Annotated in this window: 23 protein-coding genes and 3 tRNA genes; 22 read left to right on the forward strand and 4 right to left on the reverse strand. The window is 48.1% G+C overall.

Annotated elements, in window-relative coordinates; all coding sequences use genetic code 11:
• The first annotated feature begins 150 nt into the window (after positions 1-150).
• The 15 genes from DXB18_RS11955 to DXB18_RS12025 all read left to right on the forward strand — a co-directional run bounded on the left by DXB18_RS11955 (position 151) and on the right by DXB18_RS12025 (position 10,768).
• Positions 151-223 (forward strand) — tRNA-Val (locus DXB18_RS11955).
• Between the two features lie 16 nt (positions 224-239).
• Positions 240-313: transfer RNA gene (locus DXB18_RS11960), tRNA-Met, on the forward strand.
• A 142-nt stretch (positions 314-455) separates the two neighbouring features.
• Complete coding sequence (locus tag DXB18_RS11965) at positions 456-1,112, forward strand: phosphatase PAP2 family protein (RefSeq protein ID WP_118708037.1); 657 nt, start codon at positions 456-458, stop codon at positions 1,110-1,112.
• A 299-nt stretch (positions 1,113-1,411) separates the two neighbouring features.
• Positions 1,412-2,335 (forward strand): diacylglycerol kinase family protein, encoded by a 924-nt coding sequence (locus tag DXB18_RS11970; RefSeq protein ID WP_118543734.1) that lies wholly within the window; start codon positions 1,412-1,414, stop codon positions 2,333-2,335.
• Between the two features lie 32 nt (positions 2,336-2,367).
• Entirely contained in the window at positions 2,368-2,943 is a 576-nt protein-coding gene (gene ispF, locus DXB18_RS11975; protein ID WP_118708039.1) for a 2-C-methyl-D-erythritol 2,4-cyclodiphosphate synthase, read from the forward strand.
• A gap of 124 nt (positions 2,944-3,067) precedes the next feature.
• The gene (gene cysS, locus DXB18_RS11980; protein ID WP_118543770.1) at positions 3,068-4,477 is read left to right on the forward strand and encodes a cysteine--tRNA ligase; all 1,410 of its coding nucleotides are present in this window, start codon (positions 3,068-3,070) and stop codon (positions 4,475-4,477) included.
• The gene (locus DXB18_RS11985; protein ID WP_118708041.1) at positions 4,462-4,902 is read left to right on the forward strand and encodes a ribonuclease III domain-containing protein; all 441 of its coding nucleotides are present in this window, start codon (positions 4,462-4,464) and stop codon (positions 4,900-4,902) included. The genes cysS and DXB18_RS11985 overlap by 16 nt, the downstream gene beginning before the upstream one ends.
• Positions 4,899-5,639 carry a 23S rRNA (guanosine(2251)-2'-O)-methyltransferase RlmB gene (rlmB, locus tag DXB18_RS11990; RefSeq protein ID WP_118543731.1) on the forward strand — a complete coding sequence of 247 codons (741 nt, stop codon included), beginning with the start codon at positions 4,899-4,901 and terminating at the stop codon, positions 5,637-5,639. Before DXB18_RS11985 ends, rlmB begins: the two co-directional genes overlap by 4 nt.
• A gap of 100 nt (positions 5,640-5,739) precedes the next feature.
• On the forward strand, positions 5,740-6,852 hold the full coding sequence (locus DXB18_RS11995; RefSeq protein WP_243103401.1) for a transglutaminase-like domain-containing protein: 1,113 nt from the start codon (positions 5,740-5,742) through the stop codon (positions 6,850-6,852).
• 19 nt (positions 6,853-6,871) lie between these two features.
• Positions 6,872-7,915, forward strand: a complete 1,044-nt coding sequence (locus DXB18_RS12000; RefSeq protein ID WP_118708043.1) for a type II secretion system F family protein — start codon at positions 6,872-6,874, stop codon at positions 7,913-7,915.
• 19 nt (positions 7,916-7,934) lie between these two features.
• Positions 7,935-8,279: a hypothetical protein gene (locus DXB18_RS12005; RefSeq protein ID WP_347560888.1), complete on the forward strand. Its 345-nt coding sequence runs from the start codon at positions 7,935-7,937 to the stop codon at positions 8,277-8,279.
• Complete coding sequence (locus DXB18_RS12010; protein WP_118543728.1) at positions 8,263-8,757, forward strand: DUF4860 domain-containing protein; 495 nt, start codon at positions 8,263-8,265, stop codon at positions 8,755-8,757. Before DXB18_RS12005 ends, DXB18_RS12010 begins: the two co-directional genes overlap by 17 nt.
• Positions 8,754-9,260 carry a hypothetical protein gene (locus DXB18_RS12015; RefSeq protein WP_118708047.1) on the forward strand — a complete coding sequence of 169 codons (507 nt, stop codon included), beginning with the start codon at positions 8,754-8,756 and terminating at the stop codon, positions 9,258-9,260. Before DXB18_RS12010 ends, DXB18_RS12015 begins: the two co-directional genes overlap by 4 nt.
• A complete protein-coding gene (locus DXB18_RS12020) occupies positions 9,261-9,686 on the forward strand; it encodes a short-chain dehydrogenase (protein WP_118708049.1) in 426 nt (141 codons plus the stop codon).
• A 17-nt stretch (positions 9,687-9,703) separates the two neighbouring features.
• On the forward strand, positions 9,704-10,768 hold the full coding sequence (locus DXB18_RS12025) for a PilT/PilU family type 4a pilus ATPase (protein ID WP_118708051.1): 1,065 nt from the start codon (positions 9,704-9,706) through the stop codon (positions 10,766-10,768).
• 197 nt (positions 10,769-10,965) lie between these two features.
• Here DXB18_RS12025 and DXB18_RS12030 read toward each other — a convergent pair whose 3' ends face one another.
• Positions 10,966-11,967, reverse strand: a complete 1,002-nt coding sequence (locus tag DXB18_RS12030) for a DUF4397 domain-containing protein (RefSeq protein WP_182430563.1) — start codon at positions 11,965-11,967, stop codon at positions 10,966-10,968.
• A gap of 222 nt (positions 11,968-12,189) precedes the next feature.
• Between DXB18_RS12030 and DXB18_RS12035 the strand changes: the two genes are divergently transcribed.
• From DXB18_RS12035 to DXB18_RS16570, 3 genes are all read left to right on the forward strand, one after another.
• Entirely contained in the window at positions 12,190-13,023 is an 834-nt protein-coding gene (locus DXB18_RS12035; RefSeq protein WP_118708053.1) for an MBL fold metallo-hydrolase, read from the forward strand.
• 92 nt (positions 13,024-13,115) lie between these two features.
• Positions 13,116-14,675: an HD domain-containing phosphohydrolase gene (locus tag DXB18_RS12040; protein ID WP_118708055.1), complete on the forward strand. Its 1,560-nt coding sequence runs from the start codon at positions 13,116-13,118 to the stop codon at positions 14,673-14,675.
• A 193-nt stretch (positions 14,676-14,868) separates the two neighbouring features.
• On the forward strand, positions 14,869-16,230 hold the full coding sequence (locus tag DXB18_RS16570) for an adenylate/guanylate cyclase domain-containing protein (protein WP_243103408.1): 1,362 nt from the start codon (positions 14,869-14,871) through the stop codon (positions 16,228-16,230).
• Positions 16,231-16,388: 158 nt separating this feature from the next.
• Here DXB18_RS16570 and DXB18_RS12060 read toward each other — a convergent pair whose 3' ends face one another.
• Positions 16,389-16,754: a nucleotidyltransferase domain-containing protein gene (locus tag DXB18_RS12060; protein ID WP_118708063.1), complete on the reverse strand. Its 366-nt coding sequence runs from the start codon at positions 16,752-16,754 to the stop codon at positions 16,389-16,391.
• Between the two features lie 84 nt (positions 16,755-16,838).
• Positions 16,839-16,911, reverse strand: a tRNA-Thr gene (locus tag DXB18_RS12065).
• 240 nt (positions 16,912-17,151) lie between these two features.
• On the opposite strand from DXB18_RS12065, the gene DXB18_RS12070 reads away from it, so the two are divergent.
• The 3 genes from DXB18_RS12070 to DXB18_RS12080 all read left to right on the forward strand — a co-directional run bounded on the left by DXB18_RS12070 (position 17,152) and on the right by DXB18_RS12080 (position 24,164).
• Entirely contained in the window at positions 17,152-20,862 is a 3,711-nt protein-coding gene (locus DXB18_RS12070) for a doubled motif LPXTG anchor domain-containing protein (protein ID WP_182430564.1), read from the forward strand.
• A gap of 165 nt (positions 20,863-21,027) precedes the next feature.
• A complete protein-coding gene (locus tag DXB18_RS12075; RefSeq protein ID WP_118708067.1) occupies positions 21,028-22,725 on the forward strand; it encodes a glutamine--tRNA ligase/YqeY domain fusion protein in 1,698 nt (565 codons plus the stop codon).
• Between the two features lie 20 nt (positions 22,726-22,745).
• Positions 22,746-24,164, forward strand: a complete 1,419-nt coding sequence (locus DXB18_RS12080; RefSeq protein WP_118708069.1) for a PLP-dependent aminotransferase family protein — start codon at positions 22,746-22,748, stop codon at positions 24,162-24,164.
• A 170-nt stretch (positions 24,165-24,334) separates the two neighbouring features.
• Here DXB18_RS12080 and DXB18_RS16225 read toward each other — a convergent pair whose 3' ends face one another.
• Entirely contained in the window at positions 24,335-25,003 is a 669-nt protein-coding gene (locus DXB18_RS16225; protein ID WP_182430565.1) for a hypothetical protein, read from the reverse strand.
• Between the two features lie 251 nt (positions 25,004-25,254).
• Between DXB18_RS16225 and DXB18_RS12090 the strand changes: the two genes are divergently transcribed.
• Entirely contained in the window at positions 25,255-25,539 is a 285-nt protein-coding gene (locus DXB18_RS12090; protein ID WP_118543715.1) for a co-chaperone GroES, read from the forward strand.
• Positions 25,540-25,561: the final 22 nt, after the last annotated feature.

The raw sequence follows: 25,561 nt of genomic DNA on the forward strand, positions 1-25,561 counted from the left end.
GTGCAAGAGTAAACTCCACCGCCCTTTGGAGAAGTGGAATTTAAATTTTCATTTTAGGATATTGTGAAAAATAAAAATAACGCTTGACATATTTGCCAAAACAAGGTAAACTATCTGAGTCGCAAGCGAAACGCTTAGTGACAGCGATATGGGGTCTTAGCTCAGCTGGGAGAGCATCTGCCTTACAAGCAGAGGGTCATAGGTTCGAGCCCTATAGGCCCCATACCAAAACCGAATATGGCGGAATAGCTCAGTTGGCTAGAGCACACGGTTCATACCCGTGGTGTCGAGAGTTCAAATCTCCCTTCCGCTACTTCCTAGAAGTTCTGGTTTTCCAGAACTTCTTTTTTCGTATTTTTTTGATTTTAAATTTTTTATAAAATCCCTTGTAACCTGAAAACCGGTGTGATATAATCCGAAAAAGTCGAGAGAATTCTTTGGAAAGGAAAAGTCAAGTGAAGAACCTGTTAAAAAAATATGGACACATCTGGGTGTGTGGTTACATCCTTTTCTACCTGCCGTATTTCTTCTGGCTGGAAAGCGTGATCACGGACAATTACAAGATCATGCATGTGGCACTGGACGATATGATTCCGTTTTGCGAATACTTTATCATCCCTTATATCATCTGGTTTTTCTACGTATCCGGGGCGGTACTGTATTTCTTTTTTACGGATAAGCAGGACTATTACCGGTTATGTGCTTTCTTATTTATAGGCATGACGATCAGCATGCTGATCTGCACGGTATATCCGAATGGAACTGACCTCCGGGTAGAAGTGGATCCGAACAAGAGCATTTTCTGTTACCTTGTGCAGAAGATTCATGACAGCGATACTCCGGCGAATGTATTCCCAAGCATTCATGTATACAATTCCCTGGGTGTGCACATCAGTGTCATGAACAGTGAACGCCTGAAAAACCGGAAGTGGGTACGCCGGAGCTCGTTCGTGATCATGGTGGCGATCTGTTTGTCTACCGTATTTTTAAAGCAGCATTCCGTAGCCGATGTGACGGGAGCCATGGTTTTAGCATACGTGATGTATCTGTTTGTATACGGAAGTGTTTACGTGGAAAGCCGCAGAACAGCAAGACAGAAGGTAACTGGCTGACGTTCATACGGCAGAGGCTGCCGGAATGGAACATGGTTAAAACAAAATTTGGAAGAGTCAGGTCTTTGTGGTCTGGCTCTTTTTGATATCAAAATCAAAATTATATTGGATACACGGAAATCTGTTTTGAGATATTTTTTTTCCTATTCACTGGCTGCTTTTGAGAAAATTTTTGAGGATTGTCAGAATTGAACCTATTTTTATACAAAAATTCTTAGGAGATTTTGCAGTTTTATGATATACTGATAGGTAATAATGTGTGGGTAACTGCTTTGCAGTTACAGATGCGGGAGGTGCCCATGTACTATTTTATCGTAAACCCGAACGCGCATGGCGGTCGTGGAGAAAAAATATGGAAAAAACTGGAACGTCAGATCCGGAAATCCGGTATCAGCTATGAGGCTTATCAGACTGAAAGTCCGGGCGATGCCAGACGCATTGCCGCGCAGCTGACTGCAGACATGCAGGAGGAGATTACCATTGTGGCAGTGGGCGGAGATGGAACGGTAAACGAAGTGTTAAACGGTTTGTCTATCGGGGATTTCCTTACGGTGGGGTATATTCCGACCGGTTCCGGCAATGATCTGGCCCGTGGCCTGAATAACTCCAGAAATCCGGGAAAGTGCCTGAAACGGATTTTAAATCCAGAAGAAATCTGCAGGGTGGATTATGGCATCCTTTCCTATGAAGATGAGGAGCCGGTTTACCGGCGTTTTATGGTCAGCAGCGGAATTGGCTTTGATGCAGCAGTCTGTCACCGGCTGTTAGACCGGTCAAAGCCCGGAGAACTTAGGCAGATCCCCGGAAGAGGACGCTATATTCTGGCTGGTCTGAAACAACTGCTGACGGCAAAGGCATCCAGGGGCTATCTGATCCTGGACGGAGCCAGACGGGTTGAATTTAACCATATTTATTTTGTGTCTGTGCATAATCATGGCAGTGAAGGCGGTGGCTTCTTATTTGCGCCCAAGGCAGTCTTTGACGATGGAGAACTGGAACTTTGTGTTGCGCATACAGCATCCAAACTGAGACTGCTCCCGGTTCTTTTAGACGCCTACCGTGGACATCTGGGACGGCGGCGCGGTGTTCATTTCTATCGCTGTAAGGAAGCGGTCATTCATGTGGAACAGCCGATGCCGGTTCACGCAGACGGGGAAAACTGTTACTGCCAAAATGAGTTGCGGGTGCGCTGCGTAAAACAGAAGCTCCGCATGATCCTGTAACTGGAAATGAAAGAAATAAAGGAGATACAAATATGCGAATTGGACAAGGATACGACGTCCACAAGCTGGTAGAGGGTCGGGATCTGATCCTGGGAGGCGTTACGGTTCCTTATGAAAAAGGTCTTCTCGGACATTCCGACGCAGATGTGCTGGTTCATGCAGTCATGGACGCTCTTTTGGGAGCTGCCGCACTGGGAGATATTGGCCAGCATTTTCCGGATACCGATCCGAAATATAAGGGAATCTCCAGCATTGCCCTGTTAAAAGAGGTAGGTGCACTGTTGGAAAAAGAGGGGTATATCATCGAAAACATCGATGCAACCATCATTGCGCAGCGGCCAAAGCTTGCAGCTTACCGTTCGCAGATGGCAAAAAACATTGCAGAGGCGCTGCATCTGGAAGTAAATCAGGTGAGCGTAAAGGCAACGACCGAAGAGGGGCTTGGCTTTACCGGAAGCAGCGAGGGAATCTCCTCCCAGGCGATCACCCTGCTTTCCCATATGCGTGATTTTGCGGCAGATGACCGTATGGTATACCGCGATGACGCCTACAGCGGCGGCTGCGGCGGCTGTCCGGGGTGTTGCAGCAAGAGTACAGAAGCAGAATAAAAGCAGACTCTGAAATTGCAGCATTGGCAGGGAACTGCCGGACACGCATATGTGGACAGGACGGCAGAAACTGCTGCGGAAAAGAAAACAGCCCGATATGGGAGAAGACAAGGAGAAAACGATTATGAAAATTTTTAATACACTGAGCAGAAGAAAAGAAGAGTTTGTGCCATTGGAGCCTGGCAAGGTAAAAATGTACGTATGCGGACCGACCGTATATAACTTTATCCATATCGGAAACGCACGTCCGATGATCATTTTCGATACCGTACGCCGTTATTTCGAGTACAAGGGTTATGAGGTGAACTACGTTTCCAACTTCACCGATGTAGACGACAAGATCATCAAGAAAGCCATCGAGGAAGGTGTCGATGCAGAGACCATTTCCAAACGCTACATCGCAGAGTGCAAGAAAGACATGGCGGACATGAATGTAAAACCGGCAACGACTCATCCGCAGGCAACCCAGGAGATCGCAGGTATGCTGGAGATGATCCAGACCCTGATCGACAAGGGACATGCTTATGTGGCAGCAGACGGTACCGTATATTTCCGTACCAAATCTTTTAAGGATTACGGTAAGCTTTCCCACAAGAACTTAGACGAGATGCAGTCCGGTTTCCGTGAACTGAAGGTGACCGGCGAAGAGAACAAGGAAGATCCGTCCGATTTCGTTCTCTGGAAGCCGAAAAAAGAAGGCGAGCCATACTGGGAGTCTCCGTGGTGCCAGGGCCGTCCGGGCTGGCACATTGAGTGCTCTGTGATGTCCAAAAAGTATCTGGGCGAGCAGATCGATATCCATGCAGGCGGCGAGGACCTGATCTTCCCGCACCACGAGAACGAGATTGCGCAGTCTGAGGCAGCAAACGACAAGACCTTTGCAAATTACTGGATGCACAACGGCTTCTTAAACATCGACAACAAGAAGATGTCCAAGTCTCTTGGAAATTTCTTTACCGTTCGCGAGATCGGTGAAAAGTATGACCTTCAGGTTCTGCGCTTCTTTATGCTGAGCGCCCACTACCGCAGCCCGATCAACTTCAGTGCGGAGCTCATGGAGGCTTCCAAGAACGGACTGGAGCGTATCATCACCTCCGTTGAGAAGTTAAAAGAGCTGCAGGGCAAGGTATCCGGCGATGCACTGACTGAGGCAGAGCAGGAGAACCAGAAGACTGTAGATGAGCTGATCGCGAAATTCGAGGCAGCTATGGACGACGATTTCAACACCGCAGATGCGGTTTCTGCAATCTTCGAGCTAGTGAAGCTGGCAAACAGCACCGCAAACGAAGAAAGCAGCAAAGCCTATGTAGATCTGCTTAAGGAAACCATCAGCAAACTGAGCGATGTTCTTGGTATCATTACCGAGCGCAAGGCAGAGGTTCTGGACAGCGAGATCGAGGAGCTGATCGCGGCAAGACAGCAGGCAAGAAAAGAGAAAAACTTTGCCCGTGCCGATGAGATCCGCCAGCAGCTTCTGGATATGGGCATTATCCTGGAAGATACCAGAGAGGGTGTAAAATGGAAGAGAGCATAAAGATCGAGGAAGCTATCGCAAAAGCGTTAAAGCTGGAAACGGTAGATCCGCGGACCTACTCGCCGCTGGTGCTGGCCTATATCGGAGATGCCGTTTACGAGCTGCTCATCCGCACGAAGGTCATCAACCACGGCAGCATGCAGGTCAACAAGATGCATAAAAAGAGTGCCAGTCTGGTAAAGGCAGAGACACAGGCGAATATCATCAAAGCCATTCAGGAGGACTTAACCGAGGAAGAGCTGGCAGTTTATAAGCGCGGGCGCAATGCCAAGTCAGCTACCACGGCCAAGCACGCCACCATGATCGATTACCGCATGGCAACCGGCTTTGAGGCACTTGTCGGGTATCTGTACCTGCAGGCACGTCACGACCGTCTCCTGGAACTGATCCGGGACGGACTGGAAAAGATTGGAGAACTTTCATGAGATACGAAGAATTAACCATTGAAGGACGCAATGCCGTGTTAGAGGCATTCCGCTCCGGAAAAACGATCGATAAGCTGTTCGTGCAGGATGGCTGTAAGGACGGACCGGTCCAGACCATCGTAAGAGAGGCAAGAAAGGGCGATACCATCATCAATTTCGTACCGAGAGAGCGCCTGGACCAGATGTCTGAGACTGGAAAGCACCAGGGTGTCATCGCTTACGCTGCGGCTTACGAGTACGCAGAGGTGGAAGACATCTTAAAGGCAGCAGAAGAAAAGGGCGAGCCGCCGTTTATCTTCCTCCTGGATGGAATTGAGGATCCGCACAACCTTGGTGCGATCATCCGTACGGCAAACCTGGCAGGTGCACACGGGGTTATCATTCCGAAGCACCGTGCGGCAGGTCTTACTGCAACGGTAGCAAAAACCTCCGCAGGCGCATTAAACTACACACCGGTGGCAAAGGTTACCAACCTGGCGCAGACGATCGAAGACCTGAAAAAACGTGGCTTATGGTTTGTCTGCGCGGATATGGGCGGTGAAGTCATGTATCGTCTGAATTTAAAAGGACCGATCGGTCTGGTGATCGGAAATGAAGGAAACGGAGTCGGCAAACTTATCCGTGAGAAGTGCGATATGATCGCATCCATCCCGATGAAGGGCGACATCGACTCCCTGAATGCTTCCGTGGCAGCGGGCGTACTGGCTTACGAGATCGTGAGACAGCGGCTGAACTAAAAAGAGCAGATTTGCCAGGCAGTTACCGGATGTATGAAATTGTTTAGCAGCAAGGCACTCCTGGGATCCAGGGGCGTTTTCGCAAAAGAGGTGTTAACGTATGAAAAAAAGAAATATCTGTGTCAGTGCAGCAGCTGTGATGACGGCAGTTATGCTGTACGGGTGCGCGGGCAGCAGCGTTCCGGCAGAAACGGCGGCTTCTGCGAACGTCGCAGCATCTGCGGAAAATGGGAAAGAGTCTGTGGAAAACGAACAGAAGACCGAAACCGCAGGGGCAGGTAAAGCAACTGCAGCAGTGACGGAGACTGCAGAAGATTCTCAGGAATCTCTGGGGCTGGCAGACGCTGGAGCAGCAGAGACTCTGGCTGTCATCGAGGACGAAGCTGTTCCGCTCTACCAGAAACCGGCAGGCAGCGATGTGCGTACCCCGGTGGCAAGCGGCAGTGTGACCTATGGAAATGGTCGTGCCACCATCGATGCATCCAATACATCCAAGGGCTATGTCATGATCAAGTATACCGGCAGACAGAGCCGCATCAAGATCCAGATTGCAAAGTCAACCACTTATACGTACGACTTAAACGCGCGTGATGCCTACGAGGTATTCCCGTTTACCGAGGGAAGCGGAACCTACAGCATCAAGATTTTCGAGAATGTCAGTGGCAATCAGTACGCACAGGTTATGAGCCAGAATGTATCGGTCAGCTTGAGCGATGAGTTTGCCCCATTCCTGACCCCGAACCAGTATGTAAACTTCTGGAACGGAAGTGCAGCAGTAAACAAAGGTGCGGAGCTGGCAGCATCTGCGGCAGACGAGATCGGTGTTGTTACCAATGTATACAATTACGTGATCAACAACATTACATACGATACGGCAAGGGCAGCATCCGTGCAGAGCGGTTACCTGCCGAATGTGGACCAGGTTCTTGCAGAGCACAAAGGCATCTGCTTTGATTACGCAGCCCTGATGACGGCTATGCTCCGTTCCCAGGACATCCCGACCAAGCTGGTCATTGGCTACAGCGGCGGCCTGTATCATGCGTGGGTTAATGTTTACATCGACAATGTCGGCTGGGTAGACAACTTCATCTACTTTGACGGACACAACTGGTCGCTGATGGATCCGACCTTCGCTTCCTCAGGCGGACAGAGTGACTCGATCAAGCAGTATATCGGAAATGGTTCCAACTATCAGGCAAAGTATACTTACTAAGGGATAAAGGGAGAGAACTATGGCAGAGAAAGTTTACACCGGACGGGAACTGTCGGCATTCTGCCTTCAGGTGTCTATCCTGTTAAAGGCGGCAGTTCCGTTGGACGAGGGACTGTATCTCATGGCAGATGATGCCCCGACCGAAGAGGAAAAGAAGCTTCTCCACACCATGGGTGAGGATGTGGAGCTGGGTGACCCGTTCTTCGAATCTCTGGAACGCACGGGCGCATTTCCGCCCTATGTGGTGCGTATGGCAAAGCTGGGTCAGCAGAGCGGTACACTGGACCAGATGATGGAGTCTCTGGCAGACTACTATGAAAAAGAATATTACATGATGAAAAACATCCGCAATGCCATCACCTATCCGGTGATGATGGTCGGCATGCTGTTGATTGTTTTGTTTGTTCTGTTCACTCGGGTTATGCCGGTTTTTGAGCAGGTCTATACGCAGCTTGGCGTGCAGATGTCTCCGCTTTCCCAGGCAGCATCCAGACTGGGCGGTATCTTAAGCGGCGCTGCACTGGTGGTATTTGTACTTCTGGCAGTTGCTGTTGCAGTTGCAGCCATTGCGGCGGGCGCGGGAAAAAAACTGACAATCGCACATAAACTCATGGAGCGGTTAAAACGAAACAGTAAGACTGCCCGCGCGGCAGCCGGACGCCGGTTTACTGCAGTTCTGGCACTGACAATCCGCAGCGGTATGGAACTGGAAAAAGGCATGGCACTCGCCAGAGAGCTGGTAGACAACAGCAAAGTGGCGGAGAAGATTGATGTCTGCAGCGAAAAACTGCAGGAGGGCGAGAATTACTATGAAGCCATGAAAGAGTCCGGACTGTTCAGCAGCTTCCACATCCAGCTCATCAAAGTAGGTGTGCGCAGCGGTAAGATGGACGAAGTCATGCAGAACATTTCCGATGATTACGAACAGCAGGCAGATGCTTCCATCGATGCGATGGTGGCAAGACTGGAGCCGACCCTGGTTGCAGTGTTGGCGATTGCGGTTGGTCTGATCCTTCTTTCCGTCATGCTTCCGCTGGCTGGAATTCTGGCCGGAGTAGGCTGATACGGACGGAGGAATGAACATGAAAAAGAAATGGGACAAACGCTTTGTTGCTGGCTGTATCGTGTCGGTCGCAGTATTTGGCGTGATCATGGCGCTGTTTATGAATGGCGTATTCTCTTTTCTGGGAAAGGCAAAATCGGAAGGCTCCGATACACTTATCAAGGCGATCCGTCAGGCATCGGTCCAGTGCTATGCGATTGAAGGGCGCTATCCGCCAAGTGTCGAGTATCTGGAGGAAAACTATGGAATCCAGATCGACCGGGAACGCTACAACGTGTTCTACAGCGGTTTCGCTTCCAATATCATGCCAGACATCACCGTGATCCCTGTAGAAGGAGGTGAAGACAATGACTGGCAGCCATAACCGCAACGACGGACAGACCATGAGTGTCCTCTTTACCATGCTCCTGTTCCTTGTCTTCATCATGTGTGCCCTGTTTACGGTACTTGCAGGAAGCAAGGTGTATGAAAATATCAGCAGGCGTATGGACCAGACTTATACCGGAAGTGTCGCGCTCCAGTACGTGGCGAACAAGGTACGACAGGGCGATACGGAAGGTTGTGTAGATGTAAAAACGATTGACGGACAGCAGGTTCTGGAAATCCGGGAAAGCATCGAAGGCGGGGACTACGTCACCTGGATCTACTATTTTGAGGGCAGCATCCGCGAGTTATTTACCTATGAAGACAGTGGACTCGGGCTTGCAGACGGTCTGGAAATTCTGGAATGCGACGGTCTGGAATTAGAGCAGGATGGCGCGTTGCTTCATGTAAAAACCATGGGAACAGGCGGAGGCAGTCTGACGTTATCTTTGCGCAGCGGAAGGGCGGTGACGGAGTGACGAATAAACGAGGTGGTTCCGGCTCCGGCATTTTCCTGATGGAAATGATGGTAGTCGTATTTTTCTTTATGCTCTGCGCATCTACCTGCATTCTTGCATTTGCAAAATCAGACCGGATGAGCCGTCTGGCATGGGAACGAGACCACGCAGTCAGTGCAGCGCAGTCTGTGGCTGAGGTGTGGAAGTTGTCTGGCGAGGACGGAACAGGCAATCTGCAGAAGGGGCTTCCGTCCGGAAAAACACAAACGGTTTCTGGAGAAACGCAGCAGGCAGAAAAACAATCTGCCGGACTGGAAACACAGGCAGATTCCGACTTGGTGTACTGGAATGCAGACTGGGAAGAGACAACAGATCCGTCCGCTGCAGCATACACCGGAAACCTGACAGAGACAGATCAGGAAAACGGAATGCACAGCTTTCAGATTGTGATCCGGGAAAACGGAGAGCGTGGCGAAGAACTGTTTACGCTGGATGCGGAAAAATATATCCGGAGGCAAGATTAGATGGCAAAACAGGAACTCAGAAGAAAAGCAAATATCGGAAGCTCCAGCCTGATCCTGATCTTTATCGTACTTTGCCTGGTGACATTCAGTGTCCTGTCGCTCGGCAACGCAAAGCGGGAAGATGCGCTTTCTCAAAGAAGTGCGGATTCCGTGCAGGAATACTACCGCGCGGATGCGGCGGGAGAGGCATTTTTACAGCTGGCAGACCAGGCGCTCTTAAAGGGCGACAAGGACAGTCTTATGCCATATCTGCAGAGTGCTTCCGGCACCTATTGTACCGATGTGGCCATGAATGCAGGTCAGGCGCTCCGGGTAGAACTGGCGTTGGACTGGGAACAGAAAACGTATCAGGTGCTTTCCTGGAAGGTATATCACCAGGAAGACTATGAGATCGATCAGTCCATTCCGGTATGGAGTGGCAATTAATGCAGGAGGGAGTGCCTATGTTTACAGAAGATGTACTGCGCAATGCAGTAGAACAGGGTGCGGCAGATATATTCCTGATCCCAGGCATGCCGCTTTCCTGGAAGGTGGGCGGAAAGATCATGTATCAGAGTGACGAAAAGATTTTTCCGAAAGAAATCGAAGAGATGGTGCGGGAAATTTACGCACTTGCAAACAACCGCAGTATGGACCATGTCATGGAGCATGGTGACGATGACTTTGCCATGGCACTTCCGGGCGTTTCCCGTTTCCGTGTAAACGTGTTCCGTCAGAGAGGTTCTCTGGCTGCAATCATCCGTGTAATCACATTTGACCTGCCGGATTTTCGAAATCTGAACATCCCTCAGGTGGTGATCGATATTTCCCGTATGACGAAGGGCTTTGTTCTGGTAACGGGACCTGCGGGAAGCGGTAAGAGTACCACGCTGGCCTGTATCATTGACCAGATCAATAAGACACGCAACGTGCATGTGATCACGCTTGAGGATCCGATCGAGTACCTGCACCGGCATAATCAGAGTGTTGTTACCCAGCGAGAGATCGGTCTGGATACCGAAAGCTACGTGACGGGTCTTCGCGCAGCACTCCGTCAGGCACCGGATGTTATTCTGGTTGGTGAGATGCGCGATGAAGAAACGATCAAGACAGCACTGACTGCGGCAGAGACCGGTCATCTGGTCATTTCTACCCTGCACACAGTCGGCGCGGCCAACACCATAGACCGAATCATTGACAGTTTCCCGCCGGCACAGCAGGAACAGGTGCGGGCACAGCTCTCCATGGTCATGCAGGCAGTAGTATCCCAGCAGCTGATCCCGGGAGTAGACGGAGGTGTCGTTCCGGCATTTGAAGTCATGTTCTTCAACAATGCGATCCGGAACCTGATCCGCGAATCCAAGATCCACCAGATTGACAATATCATCGCCACTTCCCAGGAAGAAGGCATGATCACCATGGATAACAGCATCATCAAGCTGTTTAGGGAAGGAAAGATCAGCAAGGAAAATGCGATCATTTACAGCAGTAATGGGGAATTGATGGAGAAGAAGCTGGCGAGACTGTAAAATAGAATCGAAATTAGGAATTCATTATGAAGGTGGAACAGAGAGGGCGTTCTCGGAGAAATCTGAGAGCGCCCTTTTTTCAGTTGTTTGATCAAACGAATCGTGTGCTGTATTTTTTGCCATGAAAAAGTGTAATGCTATCACACTTTTTGCAGCGAAAAAATGCAGCACTGTCACACTTTTTACAAGGAATTTAGTCAGTCTTCCACAGTCAGAAGCCGCAGCCCCATATCCGACCAGGTATTCCCGATCAGATAAGACGTGTAATTCTGCCCGGAAGCAATCTCAATCTGTGCGGAAAGAAGTGGCTGCGGGGCGCTGGTTCCTGCAATCGCGCCGGATCCCTTCACGCCAATGACAATGATCGGGATTTCCCGCAGGAAAGAGTAGCTGTTGGAGTTAGTGACATAGAACTGGTAGGTGCCTGCCATGGCCTGTTTATAAGGAGTTACCGTCTGGAATGCCACATTGCGGAAGACCGTTTCTCCGCCGTAGAGCAGCAGGTCGTAGCGCGAACCGGCAAAGGTCATGTTCGCAAAACGGTAGCAGCCGGTGTTGTAGGCACGGGTGCTGCAGCCGGTATCGGAAACCTGGACCAGTTCCAGTCCGCCGGAGGCTGAATCGGTCAGGATCATAGTAACTTTTTCGCCTGCGGTAAATGGGAAATTCTGCTGCAGCAGCACGGAACGCATGCCCGATGCACGGCGCACGGTCACGGTATGGAAGCCATCGGAAATCCAGTCATAATTGGAAATGGTGCCGAATCTGGAATTGATGGCATAGGCAGTGCCGTCGATGCTGATATTCACAGCAAAGCTGTTGGTCGAGGCATTTAAGAAACGTACCTGCCCGTAGTAGCGCGGAGAAATATTCGGAGTACTTGGAGTCAGCGGGAAGAAACCGCTACCCCAGTTTCCATTTCCCCAGTTCCAGCTGCCGCCAATATTTCCGGTAGTGTTATTTCCCGGATAAACCGGTCCGCCCTCTTCAAATCCAGGGAGCGGAACAACGGGGGTATTTGCATCATTTCCAGGATAAGCTGCACCGCCTTCTTCCGGGTTTGGAAATGGAATTACCGGTGTGTTTTCCTCGTTTCCGGGATAGGTTGCACCACCTTCTTCCGGAGTCGGAAGCAGAGTCACTGCATCATTCTCATTCATATCCGGAGTGCCGTTGTAATGTGTATCGTTTTCAGCCATAATGCGCCTCATTGTTTTTTACTTTAGGTTATGAAGTGTTGGACTGGGCGGTGCATGGCTTTCTGTATGGATCGGCGAAGTCGGAAATATTTTGCTGAAAATTTTATGAGCTTCCGGATTCCATTCCGCAAACACATGGCTTATAATGAAAGAGATACTGCGGAAAATGGCAGTGAATAACAGGTCGTATCGCATGAGCCTGGCAGATTGGAGAACAATGGCATGATGCAGCTACGGATATGGGGCGTACGCGGTTCCGGACCGGAAACAGGACCGGAATACCAGGAGTATGGGGGCAACACCTCATGCATAACAGTTCATACAAAAGAACAGACGGTCATTCTGGATGCAGGAACCGGTCTGGGACAGTTTGACCGGAGCATGAAAGGGCAGATGGGATCGGGAAGAAAACGGCTGGATCTTCTGTTGAGCCATCCCCATATGGATCATCTTTTGGGGCTTTACGCCTGTTCTATGTTGTTTGATCCGCAGATGGAGTTTCATATTTATGGAGAACGGTCCGAAAACAAAAGTCTGAAAGAACTGCTGTGCAGTATTTTTTCGCCGCCGTACTGGCCGGTGAGTCTGGATCAGATTCCTGCCCATGTGCTGTTTCATGAAATTACAGAGGGCGACACATTTATACTTGGAAAAGGAATCCAGGTGAAGACCATGAGAGGACTGCATCCCGGAAACAGCATTCTTTACCGGCTCGATGAAGTCGTAGAAAAAGAAGCTGCCAGCGTCGTGTATGGGCTTGACTGTGAACTGACCGACACCATGCTGCCGCGCCTGGCAGAATTTGCCAGAAATTGCAGTCTTTTGATCTGCGATTCCTGCTATACGGAAGCAGAACTTGCAATCCGGCATGGCTGGGGGCACGGTTCCATAGAACGCAGCCGGAAACTCCGGCAAATGAGCGGTGCAAAACAGGCACTTCTGACGCATTATGAGCGCACTTATCAGGATGCATTCCTGCAGGAACAGGAGAAACTGTCCATGACACAGGATCCGAATTGCATATTTGCCCGGGAGAAAATGACGGTGGAGCTCTAATCCATAGTGCATCATGAATGCAGAAATCTGGGATTGGCGTATGCCTGGAAAAAAGCAAATAACGTGGGAGAAAACAGGGAGAAAAAATACAAATGACGCAAAAAGAAATACAAAGCATTCTGGAGATCGGCACAGCCCTTTCCTCCGAAAAAGATTACAACCGGCTTCTGGAGATGATCTTAAACCGCATCATGGAGCTGACGCACTGCGATGCCGGAACGCTTTATCTGGCGGATGGCGATCTGCTGCGCTTTAAGATCATGCGCAACAATACCCTGAAGACCTACGAGGGCGGAGATGGCAAAGAGCCGAACCTTCCGCCGGTCAAGATGAGCCATGAAAATGTATGTTCCATGTGTTATCTCGAAAACCGCACGATCTGTATTGAAAATGTGCGGACCTGCAAGGAATATGACTTCTCCGGACCAATCCGCTACGATGCCATGACAGGGTATCATACCCAGTCGATGCTGGTGGTGCCGATGCACAACCGCCAGGGAGACCGCCTTGGTGTCATCCAGCTGATCAATGCGTTAAACGATGACGGCAGCATTGGCACCTTTTCCCCGGAACTTGTGCCGGTCGTGGAGACGATTGCTTCCCATAGAATCTGTGCCTTCTCTCCGGAAATGATCCCGATGGTCGAATCGATTGCTTCCCAGGCAGCGATTACGATCCAGAATGTTCTTTATATTGAAGAGATTAAAAACCTGTTCGAGTCCTTTGTACGCGTGATGTCTTCCGCAGTCGACGAAAGAACCCCGTACAATGCCAGTCACACCCGGCACATGGTGGAATACGGCACACATTTCATCGATTATCTGAACGAGAAAGCAAACGAAGCGGGAAAAGATATCCTGTTCAATGCCGACCACAAGCATGAACTGCTTATGAGTATCTGGCTGCACGATATCGGAAAACTGGTCATTCCGCTGGAGGTCATGAACAAAGATGCAAGATTCCTGCCAGAGCAAAAGACCGCGATTTTACATCGTTTTGAAAAAATCCGTCTTCTGACCCAGATCGCACAGCTGAAAGGCATGATTTCCGAAGAAACCATGCAAAACCGTGTGAAAGAGTTAAAGAATGTACAGGAAACCATTCTCCGCGCCAATACAGCCGGGTTCTGCCCGGATGATCTGCGGGATGCAGTCTGCCAGATCCATGAGAAAACCTATACGGAAGAAGACGGCAGTACGCATCCATGGCTGGAAGAGGAAGAATTCCAGATGCTTATGATCCGCAAAGGAACCTTATCAGAGGCAGAGCGAGAGGTGATGGAAAGCCACGTTGTCATTACGGACAAACTGCTTTCCGAGATTCGTTTTTCAAAAGAACTGTCCCATGTTCGGGAATGGGCAGCAAGCCATCATGAACTGTTAAATGGAAGCGGTTATCCGAAACATCTGACTGCAGAGCAGATCCCGATGGAGGTGCGCATCATCACCATTCTGGATATTTTCGATGCCCTGGTGGCAGATGACCGTCCGTATAAACCAGGCATGCCGATCGAAAAAGCATTGAACATCCTCGATGCCATGGCAAACAAGGAAGGCAAGCTCGATCCGGAACTGACCCGTCTGTTCATCGAGAGCAAAAGCTGGGAAAAAGTGCAGGCAGAGCAGAAAAACAGTGAAAAAGAGGGCAAATAGCAAAAAATAGCGAAAATGGCAGAAATTATGCAGAAATGGCGAGGTTTGCGTTATTTAAAAAATAACGTATAACTGGAAGCTTTTGGTAGTATATGGTAAGATAAATAAAGAAGCAGGGATACAGAACGAAACCTGCAAAAATAGAAAACTTGTAGCTGTCTGGAAACCGGATGGTTATGAGTTTTCTTCGTACATGGGAGGAAATGAGGATGAAGTGCTCAATATCCGCACTTCCTCTATGGTAGTCGGTATTCGAGGTACCTCTGGCTGGGTGAAAGTGGTCGACCAGTACCACAGCATCCTGTATATGCTGGAAGGCGAAGTCACCGCTTATGTCACCGACCCGGCCAGCGGACAGAGAAAGACCATCACCCTGCGCGGCGGACAGCATGCGGAATTCTGGGTTTATGACAGAAATAAAGAAGGCGACAAATGTGATATCATCGTCCGGCAGTATGGGGAAGACGAGATCGAAGGCTTTGTGGCAGTAGAACTGAAAAAGAACCAGCCGCTTTGTGACCGGATCCGGAATGGCGGCGGAGGTGGAACTGGCGCGGGCGGAAACGGTGCAGGATATGGAAATGGTGCAGCGCTACGTAAGCAAACCGCCGGTAGATGCACATGCATTCTGGTATCTGCCATTTGCCGGACTTCCGGGGGATTACAGCGAGTCCATTTCCGTGGCAGACATCCTTTCCGGCGACGTACCGCCAAAATATTTTGCAGACCGCATTGTGCTGATCGGACCTATGCAGCAGGACTTCAGGACAGCTATTCCACAGCCATCGATCATGCAGAGCCAATGTATGGAGTGGAGTATCAGGCAAATGCAGTGGAAGCGCTGCTTATGGGCAATTACAAAAAAGAAGCATCGGACATCTGGCAGTATCTGGCAGTTTTTCTGGTTACAGGCGTGTTTGGACTCTGGATCTGGAAACAGAAGATGCTTCCGGCAACCATCGGCTGGCTCGTCATAAGTGGCGGCTGGAGATTGATTGCGAAACTTGCTTATGAGCATGGCATGGTGCTTCGATTGATCTGGATCCCACTCGCGGCTACCGTTGTCTATGTTGCAGGAATTGCAATCAACTACATCACGGCGGCTCTTGAAAAACACCGGGTGACCAGTACCTTTAAAAAATATGTAGCACTGCAGATCGTGCAGGAAATCCTGGACAACGGCAATCCGGAAGCGCTTATGGTCGGCGGACGGGTCGTAAACATTGTAGTGCTGTTTGTGGATATCCGCGGATTTACAACCATGTCAGAAAAGTTATCCCCATCGGAGGTCGTGGAAATCTTAAACCAGTACCTGACCCTGATTGCGGACTGCATCATGCGCAATGGCGGAACGCTGGACAAATTCATCGGTGACACGGTCAACACCTCTGCAAGACTGGAAGCAAATGCTCCGGCGCGGACCATCTTTATTTCCCGTGAGGTAGCAGACCAGTTGGAAGGACGCATTAAAGTGACGTCTCTCGGAACCAGTATTAAATTAAAGGGAAAATCGGATATGGAAATTCTTACGATGGATGGGATTATAGAATCGTAATGAACATGATATTCAGAGATTTTCTTTCAGAAGATGAAAGTGATTGAGCAGAAGAATATCTGCGGGCACATTTTTATCGTAATCTTCAGGTAATAAATCTTTGATCTTGTCTAGGAGCTCTTTCGCGCAAGTATCTAATAGTAGGTTGATAAAGCGTGTTAGGGCTTCATAGGCGTCTTATAAATCACGACTCCTTTCGTTTGTGCATCAGCGAAAGCTCCTGACATAGATGTAGAACCGGTTGGAAAACGCAGTTTATCATCGTAGCAGGATTCTGGGAAATAATTGGGTAATACATAAGACATATCATGATGAAATTGCTTTCGATCATTATAAAAGAAAAGAAAATCAATGTCGGAATCCTCACGACATCTGCTTTCTAAAGCAGAACCAAATAAAATAACCTTATCTACGCTTTTGATTAACGGGAAAATTTCAAGATAACGTTTTAGTTTGCTGATTTTGTATTCAGACACATTGATACTGGTTCCATCCGCGAGTTTTAATGGGATGAGTTCGCACATATACGCTCCTTATAGAAAAAGCCATGTCGTGAAATATTTGGATATACAGAAAAACGGAACTCCAATATGAAATTCCGTTTTTAAAGCTGCTGACGGGAATCGGACCCGTGACCTCCGCACTACCAATGCGACGCTCTACCGACTGAGCCACAGCAGCGAACCTCGTATAATATAGCATGGACATTTCAGTTTGTCAACAATATTTTTGAAAAAAGTAAAAAAATTATTCACCAAATTATTCACCCTTTTATGAGAGCGTCTTATCTGGCTGTTTGGAATTTTTGATTGCTCAGGAATAAAAAGTCAAAAAAACAGAAGACGCGAGACACTATGCGAGATACCCCATCTGCTATAATCAAGTCATAAAGAGGAAATGCTATATGCTAGGAGGGATATTATGAGAAAAACCAACTTAACCAAAAGGGCTCTTGCGGTTCTTCTCAGCTGTACAATGACCGCAGGAAACGTTGCTGCAGGAGGTGTACTTACCAGTTACGCAGAAGAAATTTCTGACACAGAAAATGATACTGTTGAAGAAGCAGAAGACAATGCTTCTGAGAATGAGGGACAGGAAGAAAATAGCGAAGACACAGACAACAGTACAGAAGATGCTGGTTCTGAGGAAGAAGCAGGAGAGAATGAATCCGGTGAGGAAAATTCTGAATCAGAAGACGATAGTTCAGAAGAAAAAGATTCAGAAGATAACACTGGGAATAGTTCCGAAGAAGATTCTAAAGATGAATCTGATAGCGATTCAGAAAATGATTCCAAAGATGAATCCGAGACAGGTTCAGATGAATCTAAGGACGATGGTTCAGAAGAAAAGGAAACAGATTCCGAAGAGAATTCAGAAGAAAAGGACGAGCAGAAAGGCGGTCAGAATGAAACTTCTGAAAGTACAGAGAATGAAACTGATTCGGAAGAAAAACCATCTGACGCAGAAAAGCCTGCAGAAACTCCGGAAAGCACAGAAAATACAGGTAATGCCGGAACGGGCGCTTCTGGAAATGAAAGTGGCGTAGGTGTAGGAACTGCAGAAGCCAGTGTGAAGAAAGAAGTTTCCATTACCTATGTGGTTATGCCAGAGGCAGCGGCAGAAGTAATTGGCGATACTACATTAACAGCAGGCGATGACTTGGTATTTTCCATTGAACCGAAGAATGGTTATGTCATTGGAAAAGTAACCGCAAACGGAGAGGAACTTTCTGAATTGGAAGATGCTGAAATCGCATCCGCAGAGACAGAATATGTTCTGGAACATGTTGCAGAGGACACCAAGGTAAAAATTACCATGGAGCAGGGTGCTGAAGAAGTATCAGAAGTTTCTACAGAGTGTGACGGTGTTTTGATTACGGTAGAACCAGTCAGCGGAAGCTGGAATAAGAACATTGTAGCAGTGGAAGCAACTGCAGTGACCGATGAAGCAGCATATGCGGCAATGGAAAAAGAGGCAGAGAAGAAAGGCGTTCAGTATGAAGAACTTCGCCTGTTTGATATCAGCCTTTTAGATGCAGAGGGCAATAAAATCCAGCCGGATGAGAGTGTAAAAGTGACATTCGTTGATAATGCACTTCAGAAAGAAAATGAACTTTCTGGAGAAGCAGAAGAAAAAGTAGATGTCATGCACGTCAAAGAAGCAGAAGACGGAACTCCTTATGTTGCAGAGACGAAAAAAGGCGAACTGGACGCAGAAAGCGGCGAGTTGACATTTGAAGCAACCCACTTCTCTATGTATGGGTATGGACGGGCTGTGCAGCAGGAACTTGCAGATAATCAGATCAGCCTGGAGAAAGATGGACTGACTTTTACGGTGACGTCGGATTATTTCACCACCAATGAGTGCGAATTGGAAGTATATAGTTCTTGGAGTGATAATGTGATTACGAGTTCTAGGTACAAAGACCGATTTGAAACGCTTGTTAAGACAAAGGCAATGGCAAATAAAAATCTTTCTTTGCAGGAAGGAGAAGAATACAGAAATCTTGGTCATTATACATTCCGCATTTTGAATAAGAAAACGGGAGAATATGTTACTAAGATTACAGAGGGTACTCCGACTATTACGATATCTGGTTCCAGGATGGAGGGAATTAAGCGGATTTATGCTTGTGCACAATATGATGTAACGAATAGACGTTCTGTAGATTATGCATTCCCGGATGGGAAAGTAAGCTTGGAAGAAAATGGCGTAGTTTTGGATGTGAGTGGAGTAAAAGTTGCCTATCGTTGTGACGCGGCATTTTCAAAAGTACTTTCTACATTTATGGGTTCTTATAGTACTATTATATATGGTCTTTACGGAGTGTTTGATGAGGCACCAGAAAGACCGGAAAGACAGTACCGTGATGTAAAGGAAGCATCAAAGTACAATCTTCCAGAACCTCCAGAAAAGACAGAAGAAAATACGACATCCGCTAATATTGAGTTTATTTCGGAAAATAAAGTTTATGGGCATGGCGAAGGCTCAGGAACTCTGATTATCACAATTCCAGAAGGCTATAAAGAAAATGAAGTTATTATTGATGCAGATGAAGTTTTCCATCAGGCAACTGCATATGAAAAATATATTCCAGGGTCTGAAATTACCTGTAATGTACTTATCAATAATAAGTCAGAGTATGATTATCAGTATCAGACAAGAAGTTTTTCGTTCCGTACCCCGGACAATTATCCATATAAGACTATGATGGATGGTTCTTTATCAGGACCAAACCGTATTATGGATAGGGCATTGCTTGCGTTAGTTGGGAAAGATGGTGATCTTAACGATGCTGCATTGGGACAGGTACTGAAGAAAAAAGGATATAATGGAATTGATGAACTCCACCAGTATTACATCGATTACTTTATAGACCATAATCTGATTGAAGATAAAGGAAGTGAGTACCCTTACTCGTTAGATGATGTTTCGCTGGAGGATGCATTGAGCATTATTACAGATGATTCTGTAGCTGCATGTGAAGAGTCTAATAAAACGTTAAAACAGTTTTATAACGATTTATTCTATCGGAAATGTCTGAAAGTAGATGGGAAACCGATTGCTGATTATTATGCAGCGATTGATGGCAATAAGGCTAGTCTTGAAGATAAGGTATCTGCAGCATTTTCAATGATTCCAGGTAAGAACGTGCAGCAGAAAAATCTGGAATTTAAAATGTCGATTGATTTACATGATACAAAAAATACATTTGAAAATTATGCAACGAATATTGCCTTCGGCTTCAAACTGGTTCGTGCTACCGGCAATCTGAAAATTCAGAAAACCGACAGCAATACTGGTAATGCAATCACTGCTTCACCGGCTTCTTTCCACATTTACCGCATGAACGGTGAGACGAAAGAGTACTATGTTAGAGAAACGACCTGGAGCGCTTCTGAGCAGGAGGCAGCAACCATTACAACGGTAGATGGTGTTGCAGAAGTGAAGGATCTGCCAATCGGCATCTACTACATTCAGGAGATTCAGGCACCGGACGGCTATGATCTGGCAGAAGCTCCGATGAATGCAGAAGTAAAAACAGATAAAACCACGGATATCAGCTTCCTGAATACGCCAACTCCGATTCCTGGTCAGTTTACCATCGTAATCAACTACTACGAAAAAGGTACTACTAACAAACTGCGCGACAGCTGGCAGCAGACCTACATCGAGCCGAAATTCACATATGATGTGAATGGCGAAGTAACCGGTGTTTCTATTGATGGATGGAATTATGACAGTTGGATGAGCATGCAGGATGCACCGCTAAATGGTGTTCTGGATAAGAATCTGGTGTTTAATGTGTACTATACGAAACAGCAGACTTCGAACCCGGGCAACGGCGGTGGTAGCAGCAGTGGCGGTGGCGGAAGCAGTTCTGGACCTCGCAGAGACAGTTCTTCTGTCCCAGGCGGTCCTGGTGCAACTACGATCGTGGATGAAGCGGTTCCGTTAGCATCACTCCCGGAAGATAGTCAGGATGAACTGCTTACCCTGTTGGATGAAGAGGTTCCGTTAGCAGCGTTACCGAAGACTGGTCAGACTTCTTCTAATGCGTTGCTCCTGCTTCTTTCCAGCCTGATGCTTGGTGTATTTGCAGTGGCAGGTAAGAAGAAAGAGGAACAGTAAAGAACATTTTTCTTAACAGAAACGAGAAATTGGGTTGCCCTGAAAAACAGGGCAGCCCTTTTTTGTGCTTTACCCCTTTCCCATTTCCAGGAAATGTGTTATGATAAGTTATTATCATGCGGCGTGTAGCTGAAACCGTCCGCAAACAGTATGGAGGACTTCACGATGGAAAAAGAAAAAGAAGTTTTAGAGACAGCGGAAGAGAAAGAAGTTGTTTCCAAGAACTTTATTGAGCAGGAGATCGAGAAAGATCTGGCGGATGGCATTTACGACCATGTCCAGACCCGTTTCCCGCCGGAGCCGAATGGCTACCTGCATATCGGACATGCCAAGTCCATTTTATTAAACTATGGTCTTGCCCAGAAGTATCACGGCAAGTTTAACTTACGATTCGACGATACAAACCCGACCAAGGAGAAAACCGAGTTTGTGGAATCCATTAAAGCTGATGTACAGTGGCTGGGTGCCGATTTCGAGGACAGACTGTTCTTTGCATCCAACTATTTCCAGCAGATGTATGAGTGTGCCGTTCTTTTAATTAAGAAAGGAAAAGCATTCGTCTGCGACCTGACTGCAGACCAGATCCGTGAGTACCGCGGTGACTTTACCACTCCTGGTAAGGAGAGCCCGTACCGCAACCGCAGCATCGAAGAGAACTTAAAACTCTTTGAGGAGATGAAAGAGGGCAAGTACCAGGACGGTGAGAAGGTTCTGCGTGCGAAGATCGATATGGCATCTCCGAACATCAACATGAGAGATCCGGTTATTTACCGTGTGGCACGTATGACGCACCATAACACTGGGGATGCATGGTGCATTTATCCGATGTATGATTTTGCACATCCGATCGAGGATGCGATTGAGCATGTTACCCATTCCATCTGTACCCTGGAGTTTGAGGACCATCGTCCGCTGTACGACTGGGTGGTACGCGAGTGCGAGTTTGAGAACCCGCCGCGTCAGATTGAGTTTGCAAAGCTGTATCTGACCAATGTCATTACCGGTAAGCGTTATATTAAGAAGCTGGTGGAAGATGGCATTGTAGACGGTTGGGATGACCCGCGTCTGGTTTCCATCGCTGCCCTGCGCAGACGTGGCTACACTCCGGAGTCTATCCGCAAGTTCGTAGACCTGGTTGGTGTTTCCAAGGCAAACAGCTCTGTCGATTACGCGATGTTGGAGTACTGCATCCGCGAGGACTTAAAACTGAAGAAGTCCCGTATGATGGCAATCCTGGATCCGGTGAAACTGGTGATCGATAATTATCCGGAGGGACAGACCGAGATGCTGGAGGTTCCGAACAACTTGGAAAATCCGGAACTTGGTTCCCGTATGGTTCCGTTTGGCAGAGAGCTTTACATTGAACGTGAGGACTTCATGGAGGAGCCGCCGCGCAAATACTTCCGTCTGTTCCCGGGCAATGAGGTTCGTCTCATGAGTGCGTACTTTGTAACCTGTACCGGCTTCGAGAAAGATGAAAATGGCAATGTTACCGTGGTTCACGCTACTTACGATCCGGCTACCAAGAGCGGTTCCGGTTTCTGCGAGCGTAAAGTAAAGGGTACCATTCACTGGGTTGCAGCTGAGACTGCAAAGCAGGTTGAGGTACGCCTGTACGAGAACATTGTCGATGAAGAGAAGGGCAAGTTAAATGAGGATGGAAGTCTGAACTTAAATCCGAATTCCCTTACCATCTTAAAGAACTGCTATGTGGAGCCGGCTCTTGCAGAGGCAAAGGCTTACGACAGCTTCCAGTTCGTGCGCAATGGCTTCTTCTGCGCAGACTGCAAGGACAGCAAACCGGGCGAGCCGGTATTTAACCGTATCGTTTCCTTAAAGAGCTCTTTCAAGATCCAGAAGTAATCAGATTAGGGGATAAGATTATGGAACTTTTGATTCCGCTGGATTCCCGGTCGAAAAAACCACTGTATGAACAGATTTACTCCCATATCTGCGCAGAGATCCGGAGCGGTGCCTTAAAGGCAGGCGACCGTCTTCCCTCTACGCGGGTACTGGCGGAGCATTTGAAAGTTAGCCGCAGCACAACGCAGATGGCCTATGACCAGCTGCTGGCCGAGGGATATATGGAAGCTCGGCCGTGCCGCGGCTATTTTGTCAGTCATCTGGAGGAATTGGTGGAGACCGGGTCGTCCGGCACGGAGGAGATGCAGACTGCGGCAGAGCCGGATGCAGGGTGGCGTGTGGATTTTTCCCCGCGGGGAATTGACCTGGACAGCTTCCCTTATCATGTGTGGCGCAAGCTGAGCCGCAATACGCTGGTTGATGACAACAAAGAGATGTTTCACTCTGGAGACCATCAGGGGGAGCCGGGGCTTCGCGAGGCAATCCGCAGCTACCTGCATTCTGCCCGTGGGGTCAACTGCAGCACAGAGCAGATCATTGTGGGTGCAGGAAGTGAGTACCTGCTGATGCTGTTATCGCAGATCCTAGAAGGAAAGCATGTGATTGCCATGGAGAACCCGACTTACAAGCAGGCGTACCGGGTGTTTCACAGCCTGGGTTATGAGGTCTGCCCGGTGGAGATGGATGCCAATGGTATGGAGCCATCGATTCTGTCAGAGAGCGGTGCCAATGTCGCTTATGTGATGCCGTCCCATCAGTTCCCTACCGGAGTTGTGATGCCGGTCGGGCGGCGCCAGGAGCTTTTGAAGTGGGCAGTGGAAGAAGCGGGGCGTTATATCATAGAAGATGATTACGATAGTGAATTCCGCTACCGTGGAAAGCCGATTCCGGCGCTTCAGGGCATGGACCGCAGCGGAAAGGTGATTTATCTTGGAACGTTTTCCAAGTGCATTGCCCCGGCAATTCGTGTCAGCTATCTGGTGCTGCCGAAGCCGCTCCTTGCGCGTTATCGCAGCCAGACATCATTCTATGCGTCTACGGTATCGCGCATTGACCAGAACATTCTGTATCAGTTTTTATCCCAGGGATATTTTGAACGGCATTTAAACCGTATGCGTGCGATCTACAAGACAAAGCATGATCTTCTGATCGACCAGATCGAGCCGCTGAAAGAGCAGTTCGAGGTCCGCGGCGAACATGCCGGGATTCATATTCTGCTGACTTCAAAAACGGGAGAGTCGGAACCGGAACTGATCCGGAAAGCGGCAGAAGCTGGCGTGAAGGTTTATGGACTGAGCAGTTATTTTATTCATCCGGAGCATAATCACCGGCCTGCCACAGTCGTGCTGGGTTATGCAAGCCTGAGTGAAGATGCGATTCGGGAGGGCATTGAAATTTTGAACAGATGCTGGAACGAAAACTGTGCAAGTAAAACGTGATACAGATATATGCAAACAAAAAAGAAAGAATAAAATACAGAAAAACGGAAAAACGAAGACCGAAAAGGGGAATGTACAAATAGAAACAAACCAGAAAATAAGAAACGGATCGCGTGTCCCTTAAAAAGAACGCGGATCCGTTTTTGTAATTCCATATGCTTTTTTGTTTGTTATGCTTCTGTGTCGTCACTGACTGTGGTCGCAGACGGTTTTTCGGCAGGCGCCTGCTCGTATTTTGCCGGTTCTTCCGCCGCATCTTCCACGGAAGTGTCTGCGACCGGAGTATCTTCCGGTGTGATGTCCTCGGCTTGATCGGCCGCGTCTTCCAGCTTTTCTGCGGTTTCAGCCATGGCATCCTCTACGGTCTCAGCGATATTTTCCACAGCGTCCTCTGTCTTGATGACAGCGTCTTCTACGGCGCTTTCTGTTTTTTCTACTACATTTTCCACAGCGGTTTCAGCTTTTTCAGCTGCGTCTTCCGCCGCAGTGCCAGCTTTCTGTGCGCCATCGCGGGCAACACTGACTGCCTCGCGGGTGTTGTCTGCCATGATAGCGGCAGCATCCTTAACCATATTTTTTGCAGCGCTTGCAGCATCTTTTGCTGCATTCATCATGTCACCTGCAGCTACGAGAAATTCATCTTTGTCAGCATGGAGTGAAACATAGTTGCGGCTCATGGTGCTGTCTGGCACTTCGGTATCGTCCTCATCCTCGAAATCATGGAAATCTTCATCCAGTTCTTTATGAAAAGAATGATATTTCGCAAGATAGGAAATACCGGCAGCAGCAGCTCCGGCGATGGTTGCAAGAGCCATCAGTTTACCAAATTTTTTTGCCATAATACACTACCCCTTTCCTGAATATCTGTCTTGCGTTTATTTTAATACGAAGCTGTGAAAAAGAAAAGGGCTAACTTATAAAAAAATGATAAAATTAGCACTCAACTATTGACAGTGCTAACAACTCGTGCTATAAATGGTAATGTACATCAGAGAGGGCATTGAAAAGCCCCCGGAAAAAAAGAAAAGCGGTTGTTTTCTGGTATGGAAACAGCAGCGAAAAAAAGATTCGATGTAAGGAGGAGTTATCCATGAAATTAGTACCGTTATTTGATCGGGTTGTATTAAAACAGCTTGTGGCAGAGGAGACTACCAAATCTGGTATCGTACTTCCGGGCCAGGCAAAAGAAAAACCACAGCAGGCAGAGGTTATCGCAGTAGGTCCTGGCGGTGTGGTTGACGGCAAAGAGATCACCATGCAGGTAAAACCGGGTGATAAGGTTATCTACTCCAAGTACTCTGGAACCGAAGTAGAGGTTGAGGACGAGAAGTACGTTGTTGTAAAACAGAATGATATTCTGGCAGTTATTGAATAAGAGATCAAACATTATTTATTGA

Source organism: Clostridium sp. OM02-18AC (assembly GCF_003481825.1).
Lineage (GTDB): Bacteria > Bacillota > Clostridia > Lachnospirales > Lachnospiraceae > Brotaphodocola.